Raw genomic sequence first — 12,562 nt, 5'->3', positions numbered from 1 at the left:
GGTGGCAGCGGCCCTTTCGGTATCCGTTTTGTCGATCGGATCAGGCGCGCAGTACGCCGCCGGTCGTCTTCGTCACATTGGCGACGATCTTGGCGGTGAGCGCCTCGAAATCCTCGTCGGTGAGCGTACGCTCGACCGGCTGGATGGTCACCTCGATGGCGATCGACTTCTTGCCTTCGCCGAGCGACGAACCCTCGAAGACGTCGAAGACGCTGACGCCGGTCACCAGCTTGCGGTCGGCACCCGAAGCGGCGCGCAGGATTGCGCCGGCTTCCACCGCCTTGTCGACAACGAAGGCGAAGTCGCGCTTGACCGCCTGGAACGGCGAGAGATCGAGCGCCGGCTTGGTGCGGGTCGCCTTCTTCTTCGGCTCCGGCATGGCATCGACATAGATCTCGAAGCCGCAGAGTGCGCCGGAGACGTCGAGCGCTTCCAGCGTCTTCGGATGGAACTCGCCGAAGGTGCCGAGAATGATCTTCGGGCCGAGCTTGATCGTGCCGGAGCGGCCCGGATGATACCAAGCGGGACCGCCCGGCTCGAACTGGACGTTGCCCATCGGCACGCCGCAGGCTTCGAGCACGGCAATCGCGTCGGCCTTGGCGTCGAACACGTCGACCGGCTTGCCGCCGCCCTTGGCGGCGTTCGACCAGAGACGACCTGCACCGTTCAAGGAAGCCGTGCCGCGACGAATGCCGCCGGCTACGCGGCGCTGCGCGTCCGCCGTATCGCCTTCATAGGTGCCGGAGACTTCGAAGATCGCGACGTCGCCGAAACCCTTGTCGGCATTGCGCTGGGCAGCCGTCAAAAGGCCCGGCAGCAGCGACGGGCGCATGTCCGACATGTCGGAGGCAATCGGGTTCGCAAGCTTCAGTGCCGGTGCGCCGCCGCCAAAGAGCTTTGCCTGCTCTTCGGAGATGAACGACCAGGTAACGGCTTCGAGCATGCCGCGGCTGGCAAGCGCGCGCTTGGCAAGGCGCGTGCGGATCTGCAGCGTCGTCAGGATCTTGCCGTTGACGGTACCATGGCTCGGCAGCGGGGCAGCAACGATGTTGTCGACGCCGTGGATGCGCATGACCTCTTCGACGAGATCGGCCTTGCCGTCGACATCGGGACGCCAGGAAGGAACCGACACCTTGAAGCGGTCGCCAGAACCTTCCACGCCGAAGCCGAGCTTTTTCAGGATCGAGACGCTTTCCTCGGAGGAAACCTCAAGGCCCGTCAGGCGCTTCACTTCGGAAACCGGGAAGTCGACGATCTTCGGCTCATGGCCGGCATAACCGACCACTTCCGCCTTGGCGGCGGTGCCACCGCAAAGCTCGAGCACCAGTTCGGTGGTGCGCTCGAGACCGGGCACCATATATTCCGGGTCGACGCCACGCTCGAAGCGGTAGCGCGCATCGGTGATGATGCCGAGCGTGCGGCCGGTCTTGGCGATGTTCATCGGGTCCCAGAGAGCCGATTCGATCAGGACGTCGGTGGTGTTCTCGTCGCAGCCGGAATGTTCGCCGCCCATGACGCCGCCGATCGACTCGATCGCCTTTTCGTCGGCGATGACCACGTTGTTGGGACCGAGCTTATATTCGCGCTGGTCAAGCGCCAGCACCGTCTCGCCGTCCTTGGCGCGGCGGACCGTCAGGTTGCCCTCGACCTTGGCGGCGTCGAAGACGTGCATCGGCCGGCCCTGGTCGAAGGTCATGTAGTTGGTGATGTCGACCAGCGCATTGATCGGGCGGAGGCCAATTGCCAGCAGGCGCTGCTGCATCCACTTCGGCGACGGGCCGTTCTTGACGCCGCGCACCAGGCGCAGCGAGAAGCCCGGGCAGAGATGCCTGTCTTCGCCGAGATCGAGCGTCAGCTTGGTAGGCGTGTCGCCTTCCACCTTGAAGGCCGGCGCCTTGCGCGCCTTCAAGGTGCCGAGGCCGGAAGCGGCGAGGTCACGGGCAATGCCGTAGACGCTGGTGCAATCCGGCCGGTTCGGCGTCAGGTTGATCTCAATCATCGGATCGTCGAGGCCGGCATAGGCCGCATAGCTGGTGCCAACGGGTGCGTCGGCCGGAAGGTCGATGATGCCGTTGTGGTCCTCGGAGATCTGCAGTTCCTTTTCCGAGCACATCATGCCGCGGCTTTCGACGCCACGGATGGTGCCGACGGCGAGCGTCACGTCGATGCCGGGAACATAGGTACCGGGGGCTGCAAAGGCGCCGATAAGGCCGGCGCGCGCATTCGGTGCGCCGCAGACGACCTGGATCGGAGCGCCGGCGCCGGTGTCGACCATCAGTACCCGCAGCTTGTCGGCGTTCGGATGCTGCTCGGCCGAAACGACCTTGGCGATGACGAAGGGCTTGAAGGCGGCCTTGTCGTCGACGTCTTCCACTTCGAGCCCGATCATCGTCAGGCGCGCGCAGATGTCTTCCAGCGAAGCGTCGGTTTCAAGGTGGTCCTTGAGCCAGGAAAGCGTGAATTTCATGATTTCACCTGTGTCCTAAATATCTACGCGCGATCAGGCCGAGAGACCGCCGAACAGCGTCGGCATGTCCAGCGGGCGGAAGCCGTAATGGGTCATCCAGCGAACGTCGGCGTTGAAGAAGTCGCGCAGGTCCGGCATGCCGTATTTCAGCATGGCGATGCGATCGAGGCCCATGCCCCAGGCGAAGCCCTGGTACTCGTCCGGATCGAGCCCGCCCGAGCGCAGCACGTTCGGGTGCACCATGCCGCAGCCGAGGATCTCCATCCAGTCGGTGCCTTCGCCGAACTTCACGATCGGGCCGGAGCGGTCGCACTGGATGTCGACCTCGAAGGACGGCTCGGTGAAGGGGAAGAAGGACGGGCGGAAGCGCATCGTCACCTGGTCCACCTCGAAGAAGGCCTTGCAGAATTCTTCCAGCACCCAGCGCATATTGGCGACGTTGGCCGCCTTGTCGATGACCAGGCCTTCGACCTGATGGAACATCGGCGAGTGGGTCGCGTCCGAATCCTGGCGGTAGGTCTTGCCGGGGATGATGATGCGGATCGGCGGCTTCTGCGCTTCCATCGTGCGGATCTGCACCGGCGAGGTGTGCGTGCGCAGCACCTTGCGATCGCCGTTCTCATCCGGGTTGAAGAAGAACGTATCGTGCATCTCGCGGGCCGGATGACCTTCGGGGAAGTTCAGCGCCGTGAAGTTGTAGTAATCGGTCTCGATGTCCGGACCTTCGGCGATCGAGAAGCTCATGTCGCCGAAGATCGCGGTGATCTCGTCGACGATCTGGCTGATCGGGTGGATGCGGCCGCGCTCGGCCGGCGAGGAGCGGACCGGCAGGCTGATATCGACAGTCTCGCGCGCCAGGCGCTCGGCGATCGCCTGGTCCTTCAGCGCCGACTTGCGGGCGGCGATCGCTTCGGCGACCGTGTTCTTCAGCGCGTTGATCTGCGCGCCGCGGGTCTGGCGCTCTTCCGGCGTCATGGTGCCGAGCGTCTTCAGGAGCTCGGAGATCGAGCCCTTCTTGCCGAGCGCGTTGACGCGCACCGCCTCGATCGATCCTTCGTCGCCGGCGGCGTCGATGTCCGCCAGGAGTGTCCGTTCCAGTGTTTCCAGTTCGCTCATTCTGTCCTGCCTCGATGCGGGAATGGGTTCGGTTCTATATCGGTTCTTGTCTTCAGGAATGTGATCGCGTTGCACCCGCCAGATAGTCCGTCGCAGCGATGAAACGGATGATATCGTTGCCCTTGCGGAAGCGCAGGACGAAGCGCGCCAGCGGCAGGAAGCGGATGAAGAGCGGCATGATTTCGGTGAGCGCCCGGCTGGCTTCCGCCGGCGCTGCGCGCCTCCAGGCGGCAAAGGCCGCGGCCGGGGTTTCCGGCTGCACGGCCCGGCTCGCCACCTGCAGGAACAGGAGCCAGAGGTCGCGCGCCTGGGCGGTCGCCAGCGGCATGACGCTCGCAGGCACCTCCTCGAAATCAAGGAAGCCGAATTCGCCGTTGTCGATGATGAAATCGCGCGGATGCGGACGTCCGTGGCAGAGACCTGCGCGGTGCAGGCGCCCGAGTTCCGCAGCGCAGCGCACCAGCAGCTGATCGTGCGCGGCGGCGTCGCTGTTGCGCAGCGGCCCCATATGCTTGCTGACCGGCAGACCAAGATGGGAGAGAACCAGCACCTTCGGCCCACGGTAGACGACCTCGGGCGTCATGAAACCGGCCGCGGAGAAGGTCGCGATCTGGCGAACTTCGCGCTCGATCATGCCCTCGATGTCGAGAAGCGGGGACGGCAACAGCACCGGAAGGCCACAAATCCGCGCGACAAAGGCTTGCGTGCGCAGCCAAAGACGAGGGCCCTGACGACGATAGCGCTTGATCCAGACCATACGATCCTTGAGCTCGCAGCGCTCAACGCGCTCCCGGCCGGCTGCAAGCGCTGCCAGCAGAGACGTCATATCGTCGTCATCAAGCTCCGGGACCGCGCATGGTCCCCTTCGATCGTGGTACACTTTCGTCCCGTAAAACAAGAAAAACCCGCGCCAGCCCTGCCAGCGCGGGTTTCCCAACTAATTTCAAAAACGATTTTGGGAAAACGCTGGCTTAACGAACAGCGCTTTCAAACTCGTTTGCCGTGCCGGCTTCCTTGAGATAGGCGAGCGCCTTCTTGGAAGCTTCGACGAGGGCGCCGAATGCTGCCGGCTCATGGATAGCCATGTCGGACAGAACCTTGCGGTCAACTTCGATGCCAGCCTTGTTCAGGCCGTCGATGAACCTGCCGTAGCTCAGGCCGAATTCGCGGACGGCAGCGTTGATACGCTGGATCCAGAGAGCGCGGAAGTTGCGCTTGTTGACCTTGCGGTCGCGGTAAGCGAACTGCTTCGAACGGTCAACCGCTGCCTTGGCGGCGCGGATGGTGTTCTTGCGACGGCCATAGAAGCCCTTGGCTGCCTTGAGCGTCTTCTTGTGCTTGGCGTGAGCGGTTACGCCGCGTTTTACACGTGCCATGTCATGATCTCCTTAACGTGTCCAATATGCCTGAAAGTCTTAGAGACCGTTGGGCAGGTAGTTCTTGATGACCTTCTTGCCATCAGGCTCCGCGAGAACCATGGTTCCACGTGCGTCGCGGATGAACTTGTTGGAACGCTTGATCATGCCGTGGCGCTTGCCAGCAGCTGCTGCACGAACCTTGCCGGTCGCGGTGATCTTGAACCGCTTCTTGGCAGACGATTTCGTCTTCATCTTGGGCATTTTGCTACTCCATTGTTCTTAAGAATCGAAACGGACAGACGAGGTCCATTTCCAGCGTTAAGAACGGCCACGGCATGCCCTGCCGGACCGTTCGGACGGGGGCTTATAACCGCACATCCCGAAAAGCGCAACTGGGGAATCGAAAGAGCGGGCTGCAAGCGGCGATCCAGTGCCCTCGCCGCCTGCGCATGCCGCTTTTTTTTGCGACGACGCATTGCGCCTCAGGTCGGATCGCGCGGGCGCCGGCTGCCGCCGCCGACGTCGAAGATCAGTGCGACCTCGAGACCGCCCAGGGCCGACTGCCCGAGCGACATGGTCGCGCCATAGGCCTCCGCTATATCGGCGCTGATCGCAAGCCCCAGGCCATTGCCGGAGGCGTGGCCCGGCGCTGCATTGGCACTATGCCCCCCCGCGGCGCATCGCCTGCTCGCGGTCGCCCTCGGCAACCCCCGGCCCATCGTCACCGACCGTGATCCGCACGCGCCCGTCGACCACCTCGGCCGATAGGCGGATCCGTGCCCGCGCCCATTTGGCGGCATTGTCGAGCAGATTGCCGAGACATTCGGCAAGGTCGGCCGGGTCGACGTCGAGTGAAATCGACGGATCGATGTCGACCTCCCAGACGACGTCGCGCTCCGCGGTCACGGGACGCAGGACGCTGACCAGCTTGTTGCCGAGATCGGCGAGCAAGGTCGTTGCCATGCGCTCGACGCCCATGCGGGCCGCCTGAAGCTGGCGGTCGGCTCGCTGGCGTACGAGGTCGACCTGTTCGAGCGCGATGTCGCGCTGGTGTTTCGGCAGGCCTTCGGCGAGTTGCGCCAGCACCGTCAGCGGCGTCTTCAGCCCGTGGGCGAGGTCGCTGGCGCGCGCCCGGGCTTGCGCCAGCGCGGTCGCGCGCTCCGCAAGCAGTAGATTGATTTCGCTGACGAGCGGCTGCACCTCGCGCGGCCCGGCCAGGCCAAAATCCTTCTCCTCGCCCGACCGGACGCGGGCGGCTCGTTCCCGCAGCCGCACCAGTGGCAGAAGGCCGAGGGCACCCTGCAGGAATGCGGCGCCGGCAAGCACGACGGCCGTCGCCAGCAGCATCAGCCGGATACGGCCGTGAAAGGCGGAAAGAGCGTCATCGAGTTCGCTGCGCGCAAAGCCGGCAGTAACCGCGAACTGCCTGGCATCCGCGCCTTCGCCAAGCGTCAGGGCCTGGCGGTAGACAAGGATCGGCGCGCCGTCCGGCCCCTCCGCTTCGAGGAAGCCCAGGTGGTGCGGCGCCGACGGTCGATCGGCATCGATCACCGTGTCCCACAGGGAGCGCGAACGCAAAGGAGTGCCGCCGTCGCGGTTGAGTTGCCAGTAGCGGCCGCCGGCCGGCAGGCTCAGGCGCGGATCGGCCGGCGCGCGCGGCAGCACCAATTCACCGTTGCGCACCCGCACCTGGGCGGCAACCGTATCGACGAGCGTTGCCATTTCGGCGCGGTAGCGCCCGGCAACGTAGTCGGTAAAAAGCCGGCTCAAGGAGAGCCAGACCACCAGCAGAACCAGGCAGATGGCGACCGATGCGCCGATTGCCAGCCTCAGCCGCAACGAGCGGATCATGCGCCACCGTCCGGCAGGACATAGCCAAATCCACGCCGCGTTTCGATCGCACCGCTCTCCGTCTTCTTGCGCAGACGGGCAATCATCGCTTCCACTGCGTTCTTGGCGGCATCATCGTCGCGGCCCTGAACGTGGCTTGCCAGCTCGAGCGGCGTGACAACCTGCCCCTTGCGCTCCACGAACAGTGCAAGCATGCGGTATTCGAGCGGGCTGAGGTCGAGCGGCAGCCCGTCGAAGGTCACCCGGCGCCCCGCCTCGTCGAGGGTGAAGCGTCCGGCAGCACGCACCGACGCAACACGCGGACCGGCGCGCCGCAGAAGGGCGCGCAGCCGCGCCAGAAGCTCCTCGGCCCGAAAGGGTTTCGGCAGATAGTCGTCCGCCCCGGCATCGAAACCGTCGACGCGCTCCATCCAAGAGCCGCGCGCCGTCAGAACCAGAACCGGCGTCTCCAGCCCCGCCTGCCGCCAACGCTTCAGGATCGACAGCCCGTCCATGCCCGGCAGGCCGAGATCGAGGATGACCAGGGCGTAGTTACCGCTCTCCCCTTGCTCCCAGACATCCGGGCCATGGGTGAGCGTATCGACGCCGTAGCCTTCCGCCTCCAGCCGGCTTGCCACATGGGCCGCGATGTTGGGATCGTCCTCCGCCAGAAGAATCCGCATGTCGTTCCTCTAGAACCCGAAAATGTTCACGAACTTGCCGGTTCGAGCATTGATGCGCAGGTTGCGGATCGTGCCCTGCTCGTCGCGGGTGCGGAGCCGGTAAATCTCGCTGCCACCCGATCGCTTGAGATCGACCGCAATGACCTGGCCGTATCTGTCTTCGTCGACCAGCCGGAGAACCTCCTTCAGCGGCAGGATGTCGCCCTTTTCGACGCCGTCGCGCGCCCGCTCCTGATCGCTTCGACGGATACCGCCGGCATCATCCGGCCCTAGGTCTTCGTCGTCATCATCATCATCATCGTCTTCGTCATCATCGTCGTCATCGTCGTTGCCGTGCCCGCCACCGCCATGCGAGCCACCGTCATCATCGTCGTCGTCATCCTTGGCGAGAGCCGCCATGCCGCCGGGCTGCGGCGCGAGCGAAAGCAGGAGCGAGCAGCAGAAGAGCGCGATCAGGTCTCGTCGTGTCATCGCCATGGCTTCATCCTGTCGCAACTGCTCCTCAGCGTCGGGTCCTTCCAAATGCGCTTGCGCAAGCATCCGCCAGGTGCTTCGTCTGCGGCGACGCCGCGGGCATCGTTCGGGGCGAGCCTATGCCAGCCTTGACGAGAACGCCAGCGACGCGCATGCCCCCGGCGCCGTTTCGGGCACAGGGGGCATGCGCTTGCCGGGTCGGGCCGCCGGGCGGGCTGGTGACGGCCGACCATCGCTCCGGCGCATGGTGTGGGGCGAATGCGCCGGGCAAATTGTGACCTGATCAGAATGCCGGCCGGATGGAGACGCTGCCGACCGGTCCCGGATTGCGGCGGATATCGCTGTCGTGCGGCTCGACCGTCACGACGCGAACGCCATGTTCGTATTCCACCTCGACCTCGAGCACCCGGCCGAGATTGTCGACGGCAACCAGCGAACCATTGCGCAGGCCCCGGAGATTTTCGTCGGTCACCCGCAGTTCAATCTCATGATCATCTCGGGCATCGTCGAAGTCGTCGTCGATGTCGTCGAAGCGGTCATCATCATCGTCGTCGCGATGACCGGGGCCACGATCATCGTCATCGTCTCGATCGTTGTGACGACCGTCGTCCCGATCGTCGTCGCGGTCGTCATTGCCGCCACCACGACCGCCGTTATCGTCACCGTCATCGTCATCGTCGGCGAGCGCCATGGTCGAGAAGGGATGCGACGCTCCGGTGGCAACGAGGGAAGCGCCAATCGGCGCCGAAACGAGGCCGCAGACGGCGACCGTAGAAACGAGCAAGGCCTTGCGCAGTACTGAAGTCATGATCTCGGCTCCTTCTCCCGATGCGATGCGGAGAGAATGGCACGGGACGCCTGACAGCTCGCTGAGGGCGATTGTCAGCATTCTGTCAGCAAAGCCCGAAGGATCCCGCAAACGAAAAAAGCCGCCCGGAGGCGGCTTTCGTAATCTCGACGGATGGGCGGCACGCGCTTAGCGCGGCGCGAGAACCATCATCATCTGGCGGCCTTCGAGCTTCGGCTCGGCTTCCACCTTGGCAATCGCCTGGGTGTCGTCCTTGACCTGCAGCAGAAGCTTCATGCCGAGTTCCTGGTGGGCCATTTCGCGACCGCGGAACTTCAGCGTGACCTTGACCTTGTCGCCGTCCTCGAAGAACCGGTTCATCGCCCGCATCTTCACGTCATAATCGTGCGTGTCGATGTTGGGACGCATCTTGATTTCTTTGATTTCGACGATCTTCTGTTTCTTGCGCGCTTCGGCCGCCTTCTTCTGGTTGGCGAACTTCAGCTTGCCAAGATCGAGGATCTTGCACACCGGCGGTTCGGAGTTCGGCGCGATTTCCACCAGATCAAGACCGGCTTCCTCCGCCATACGGAGCGCCTGGTCGATCGGGACGGCGCCGATGTTCTGGCCTTCGGCGTCGATAAGCTGAACCCGGGGCACCCGGATTTCCTTGTTTGAGCGCGGCCCCTCCTTGACGGGGGCGTCCGCTTTGAACGGTCTGCGAATGGTCGTACTCTCCTCGAGCTATTTCGAAAAATGTTGTTTAATTCGTTCGCCGGCGCGATCCCAAACGAAGCGCCTGAATCTGTCACCGACGGCAATGTGTGAATTGCGACGGGAGAGTCAATAGCACGGCTTGCAAGGAAAATCACCACCTGTCGATAGCAAGACGAATCTGTTTTAGAAAGAAAATCGCCAGCGAAACGGGCCCTTGGAGAGAATTTGCATGCAGAATACGCCAGCAGAGACGGAAATCAGCTTCATCGAGGTCGGCGCAGCGGAGGCCGCGCGCAAGATCGCGATGCGCGTGCGGCACGCCGACAAGCCGACGGATGGACAGCCGACGCTGGTCTGGCTCGGCGGCTACCGCTCGGACATGACCGGCACCAAGGCGGTCGAAGTCGAGCGCTATGCCATGGAACGGGGGGCTAGCTGCGTGCGCTTCGATTATTCCGGCCATGGCTCCTCCGGCGGCGCCTTCACCGACGGCACGATCTCGCGCTGGCTGGAAGAAAGCCTCGCCGTCATCGATCAGGCGGCACCGGGGCGCGTGGTGCTGATCGGTTCGTCGATGGGCGGCTGGATTGCCTTGCGGGTCATCCAGGAGCTCAGGCGCCGGGGCGACGGAAACCGGCTCGCCGGTCTCGTCCTGATCGCGCCGGCACCCGACTTTACCGCCGAACTGATCGAGCCCAACCTGACGGAGGCCGAGCGGGCCTCGCTTTTAGAACGCGGCTATTTCGAGGAGCCTTCCGAATACAGCCCCGAGCCGAACATCTTTACCCGCGCGCTCATCGAGGACGGCCGGGCCAACCGGGTGCTCGACGGCACGATCTCCACCGGCTGCCCGGTGCACATCCTGCAGGGCATGCGCGACCCCGATGTCCCCTACTCCCACGCCCTGCGGCTGATGGAGCACCTACCCGCCGACGACGTCGTCATGACGCTCATTCGCGACGGCGACCATCGCCTCTCGCGTGAAGAAGACATTGCTAAAATGAAACAGGCGATCGGCACGATGCTCGCCTGAGCCCATGCCGGAATAGCCCTCCCTTTTCGACCGAATCCCAAGGACAAAACCCGTCCCGTGCCGCAGATCCCCTGCGGCGCAACGGTTCGCGTGCGCCCGGTTCCGGTTTTAACCATAAAGTCCGATGCCCCGATTCCGGAGATTGACTCCGCAGCCCCGACGTTATTAACTCTTTATTAACGATTAGAGCAGCGCCGGGGACGAACCTAAACAAGCTGCCTTCAACTCAGGATTGCGCGAATGCGTCCGGACAAAGAGCGTCCGGCATACCGCGCCGCAGGGGACTTGTATGGCGTCTTGGACTGGGGTTAAGGGAAGTATCGCGGCGTTCTGCGCACTTTTCATTTCAGCAAACACGGCAATCCCCGCGCAGGCGGGATCGCCTCCCTGGATGCAGACCGGCTCCGCGACCTCGCAGCCGATCGGCCACTACGAATTCTGCCAGAAGTACAAGAGCGAGTGCAACGTACGCTCCAAGGGAACCGTCGCTGCGCGCGTGACCGAACGAGGCTGGGCAACGATCCGGCAGGTGAACGCGGCGGTCAACCGCGAGATCACGCCGATGACCGACCTGGAACTGCACGGCCGGGACGAAGTCTGGTCCTATCCGGACGGCGCCGGCGACTGCGAAGACTTCGTGCTCGAAAAGCGCAAGCGCCTGATGAGCAGGGGCTTCTCGGCAAGCGACCTGTTGATCACCGTGGTGCGCAAGCCTGACGGCGAAGGCCATGCGGTTCTGACCGTTCGCACCTCGCAGGGCGACTTCATCCTCGATAACCTCGAAAACGGCGTCAAGCTCTGGACCAACACGCCCTACCGCTACCTGAAGCGCCAGGCGTCGAACCACAGCGGCCGCTGGGTCACCATCCAGAACGGCGCGGAAGTCCTCGTCGGCTCGGTCGGCAACTGACCTCAAGGCGACAGAAGAGTTTCAAAAAAGGGCCGGTCGAACCGGCCCTTTTTCGTATCTCCCGCTCGCCCGTCAGGCGTTGCCGATCAGGATGCCGGCCGCGAGCACCAGACCGCCGCCGAGCACCACCTGGAATGCGGCCCTGAGGAACGGCGTTTCCATGTAGCGGTTCTGGATGAAGGCGATCGCCCAAAGCTCGACGAAGACGATTACCGCTGCAGTCGCGGTCGCCGTCCAGAAATGCGGGATCAGATAGGGCAGCGCATGGCCGAGACCGCCGAGCGCGGTCATGATGCCGGAGGCAAGGCCGCGCTTGATCGGTGAGCCGCGACCGGAAAGCTTGCCGTCATCATGGGCGGCTTCGGTGAAGCCCATGGAGATGCCAGCGCCGACGGAGGCCGAGAGACCGACAAGGAAGGTCTGCCAGGTATCCTGGGTGGCGAAGGCAGCGGCGAAGATCGGGGCCAGCGTCGAGACCGAGCCGTCCATCAGGCCGGCGAGACCGGGCTGAACGTAAGTGAGGATGAACTGGCGGCGCGCGGTCTGGTCCTCCTCGGCGCGCACGTCCTCAGGCGTATGCTCTTCGCCAAGCCGACGGGCGAGCGATTCATGCGACTTTTCGGCGATCGCGAGATCGCCGAGCAGTTTGCGGGTGGCGGCATCCTGGGTTCTGGTGGCGGCCTCGACATAGAAGCGGTGCGCCGCCTCCTCCATCGCTTCGGCCTCCTCGCGCGCCTTTTCGATCGGCATTTCGGCAATCAGCCAGTCAGGCTTGCGCTCGGGGAAGTCGCGCACATGTTCGCGCCGGATCAGCGGAATGCGGTTGCCGAAGCGCTGGACGTGCAGATCGATCAACCATTGCCTGTGGTGGCTTTCCTCCTCCGCCATCTCCTCGAACACTTTTGCCGAGTGGGGATACTGTGCCCGAAGCGCATCGGCATAGGCGAGATAGATGCGCCCGTCGTCCTCCTCGGAGGAGATGGCGAGCGCCAGGATTTCCTGTTCGCTGAGAGACAAAAACGGGCGTTTGGAACGGGAGAAGAGACGGGAAAACATTGGGAGGAAACCTTCTTTAGAATAATTCTAAAATAGAAATGCAGGATCGCACCGTCAAGCCCAAAGCTATGCAATCATGTAACAATCACTCGACAGAGTGTCGCGGCTCGGCCACCATGCCCGCCAGTTTC

Annotated in this window: 14 protein-coding genes; 3 read left to right on the top strand and 11 right to left on the bottom strand. The window is 63.8% G+C overall.

Annotation, left to right across the window (positions count from 1 at the left end; translation table 11 throughout):
* Positions 1 to 40 precede the first annotated feature (40 nt).
* The 9 genes from pheT to ASD01_RS35810 all read right to left on the bottom strand — a co-directional run bounded on the left by pheT (position 41) and on the right by ASD01_RS35810 (position 8,400).
* Positions 41 to 2,467 carry a phenylalanine--tRNA ligase subunit beta gene (gene pheT / locus ASD01_RS28195; protein WP_034804645.1) on the bottom strand — a complete coding sequence of 809 codons (2,427 nt, stop codon included), beginning with the start codon at positions 2,465 to 2,467 and terminating at the stop codon, positions 41 to 43.
* A 33-nt stretch (positions 2,468 to 2,500) separates the two neighbouring features.
* On the bottom strand, positions 2,501 to 3,583 hold the full coding sequence (gene pheS / locus ASD01_RS28190) for a phenylalanine--tRNA ligase subunit alpha (protein ID WP_034804648.1): 1,083 nt from the start codon (positions 3,581 to 3,583) through the stop codon (positions 2,501 to 2,503).
* 52 nt (positions 3,584 to 3,635) lie between these two features.
* Entirely contained in the window at positions 3,636 to 4,409 is a 774-nt protein-coding gene (locus tag ASD01_RS28185) for a BUD32 family EKC/KEOPS complex subunit (RefSeq protein WP_051659681.1), read from the bottom strand.
* Positions 4,410 to 4,554: 145 nt separating this feature from the next.
* Positions 4,555 to 4,959, bottom strand: coding sequence for a 50S ribosomal protein L20 (gene rplT / locus ASD01_RS28180; RefSeq protein ID WP_060644811.1), 405 nt, complete (start codon positions 4,957 to 4,959; stop codon positions 4,555 to 4,557).
* Positions 4,960 to 4,998: 39 nt separating this feature from the next.
* Positions 4,999 to 5,202 carry a 50S ribosomal protein L35 gene (rpmI, locus tag ASD01_RS28175; protein WP_025425550.1) on the bottom strand — a complete coding sequence of 68 codons (204 nt, stop codon included), beginning with the start codon at positions 5,200 to 5,202 and terminating at the stop codon, positions 4,999 to 5,001.
* A 399-nt stretch (positions 5,203 to 5,601) separates the two neighbouring features.
* Positions 5,602 to 6,792, bottom strand: coding sequence for a sensor histidine kinase (locus ASD01_RS28170; protein WP_244495314.1), 1,191 nt, complete (start codon positions 6,790 to 6,792; stop codon positions 5,602 to 5,604).
* On the bottom strand, positions 6,789 to 7,454 hold the full coding sequence (locus ASD01_RS28165; RefSeq protein ID WP_034804661.1) for a response regulator transcription factor: 666 nt from the start codon (positions 7,452 to 7,454) through the stop codon (positions 6,789 to 6,791). The genes ASD01_RS28170 and ASD01_RS28165 overlap by 4 nt, the downstream gene beginning before the upstream one ends.
* 9 nt (positions 7,455 to 7,463) lie before the next feature.
* Positions 7,464 to 7,931 carry a PepSY domain-containing protein gene (locus tag ASD01_RS28160; protein WP_051659683.1) on the bottom strand — a complete coding sequence of 156 codons (468 nt, stop codon included), beginning with the start codon at positions 7,929 to 7,931 and terminating at the stop codon, positions 7,464 to 7,466.
* A 280-nt stretch (positions 7,932 to 8,211) separates the two neighbouring features.
* Positions 8,212 to 8,400 (bottom strand): hypothetical protein, encoded by a 189-nt coding sequence (locus tag ASD01_RS35810; RefSeq protein ID WP_029742436.1) that lies wholly within the window; start codon positions 8,398 to 8,400, stop codon positions 8,212 to 8,214.
* Positions 8,401 to 8,415: 15 nt separating this feature from the next.
* Between ASD01_RS35810 and ASD01_RS35805 the strand changes: the two genes are divergently transcribed.
* Positions 8,416 to 8,730 (top strand): hypothetical protein, encoded by a 315-nt coding sequence (locus ASD01_RS35805; RefSeq protein WP_034804662.1) that lies wholly within the window; start codon positions 8,416 to 8,418, stop codon positions 8,728 to 8,730.
* 174 nt (positions 8,731 to 8,904) lie between these two features.
* Here the strand turns inward: ASD01_RS35805 and infC are convergent, their stop codons facing one another.
* Positions 8,905 to 9,441 carry a translation initiation factor IF-3 gene (gene infC, locus ASD01_RS28145; protein WP_034804663.1) on the bottom strand — a complete coding sequence of 179 codons (537 nt, stop codon included), beginning with the start codon at positions 9,439 to 9,441 and terminating at the stop codon, positions 8,905 to 8,907.
* Positions 9,442 to 9,661: 220 nt separating this feature from the next.
* Between infC and ASD01_RS28140 the strand changes: the two genes are divergently transcribed.
* Together ASD01_RS28140 and ASD01_RS28135 are read left to right on the top strand one after the other, a co-directional pair.
* Complete coding sequence (locus tag ASD01_RS28140) at positions 9,662 to 10,465, top strand: alpha/beta hydrolase (RefSeq protein WP_034804664.1); 804 nt, start codon at positions 9,662 to 9,664, stop codon at positions 10,463 to 10,465.
* A 289-nt stretch (positions 10,466 to 10,754) separates the two neighbouring features.
* Positions 10,755 to 11,375, top strand: a complete 621-nt coding sequence (locus ASD01_RS28135) for a transglutaminase-like cysteine peptidase (RefSeq protein WP_029742432.1) — start codon at positions 10,755 to 10,757, stop codon at positions 11,373 to 11,375.
* 72 nt (positions 11,376 to 11,447) lie between these two features.
* Here ASD01_RS28135 and mbfA read toward each other — a convergent pair whose 3' ends face one another.
* Positions 11,448 to 12,431 (bottom strand): iron exporter MbfA, encoded by a 984-nt coding sequence (mbfA, locus tag ASD01_RS28130; RefSeq protein ID WP_029742431.1) that lies wholly within the window; start codon positions 12,429 to 12,431, stop codon positions 11,448 to 11,450.
* Between the last annotated feature and the right edge of the window lie 131 nt (positions 12,432 to 12,562).

The organism is Ensifer sp. Root423 (assembly GCF_001426275.1).
Lineage (GTDB): Bacteria > Pseudomonadota > Alphaproteobacteria > Rhizobiales > Rhizobiaceae > Ensifer > Ensifer adhaerens.
This window is presented reverse-complemented; position numbering and strand designations above follow the sequence as displayed.

Bases quoted from the DNA above. Each gene is read 5' to 3' on its own strand.
- pheT (WP_034804645.1), bottom strand. From the start codon at position 2,467: ATGAAATTCACGCTTTCCTGGCTCAAGGACCACCTTGAAACCGACGCT.
- pheS (WP_034804648.1), bottom strand. From the start codon at position 3,583: ATGAGCGAACTGGAAACACTGGAACGGACACTCCTGGCGGACATCGAC.
- ASD01_RS28185 (WP_051659681.1), bottom strand. From the start codon at position 4,409: ATGACGTCTCTGCTGGCAGCGCTTGCAGCCGGCCGGGAGCGCGTTGAG.
- rplT (WP_060644811.1), bottom strand. From the start codon at position 4,959: ATGGCACGTGTAAAACGCGGCGTAACCGCTCACGCCAAGCACAAGAAG.
- rpmI (WP_025425550.1), bottom strand. From the start codon at position 5,202: ATGCCCAAGATGAAGACGAAATCGTCTGCCAAGAAGCGGTTCAAGATC.
- ASD01_RS28170 (WP_244495314.1), bottom strand. From the start codon at position 6,792: ATGATCCGCTCGTTGCGGCTGAGGCTGGCAATCGGCGCATCGGTCGCC.
- ASD01_RS28165 (WP_034804661.1), bottom strand. From the start codon at position 7,454: ATGCGGATTCTTCTGGCGGAGGACGATCCCAACATCGCGGCCCATGTG.
- ASD01_RS28160 (WP_051659683.1), bottom strand. From the start codon at position 7,931: ATGGCGATGACACGACGAGACCTGATCGCGCTCTTCTGCTGCTCGCTC.
- ASD01_RS35805 (WP_034804662.1), top strand. From the start codon at position 8,416: ATGATCATCTCGGGCATCGTCGAAGTCGTCGTCGATGTCGTCGAAGCG.
- ASD01_RS28140 (WP_034804664.1), top strand. From the start codon at position 9,662: ATGCAGAATACGCCAGCAGAGACGGAAATCAGCTTCATCGAGGTCGGC.
- ASD01_RS28135 (WP_029742432.1), top strand. From the start codon at position 10,755: ATGGCGTCTTGGACTGGGGTTAAGGGAAGTATCGCGGCGTTCTGCGCA.
- mbfA (WP_029742431.1), bottom strand. From the start codon at position 12,431: ATGTTTTCCCGTCTCTTCTCCCGTTCCAAACGCCCGTTTTTGTCTCTC.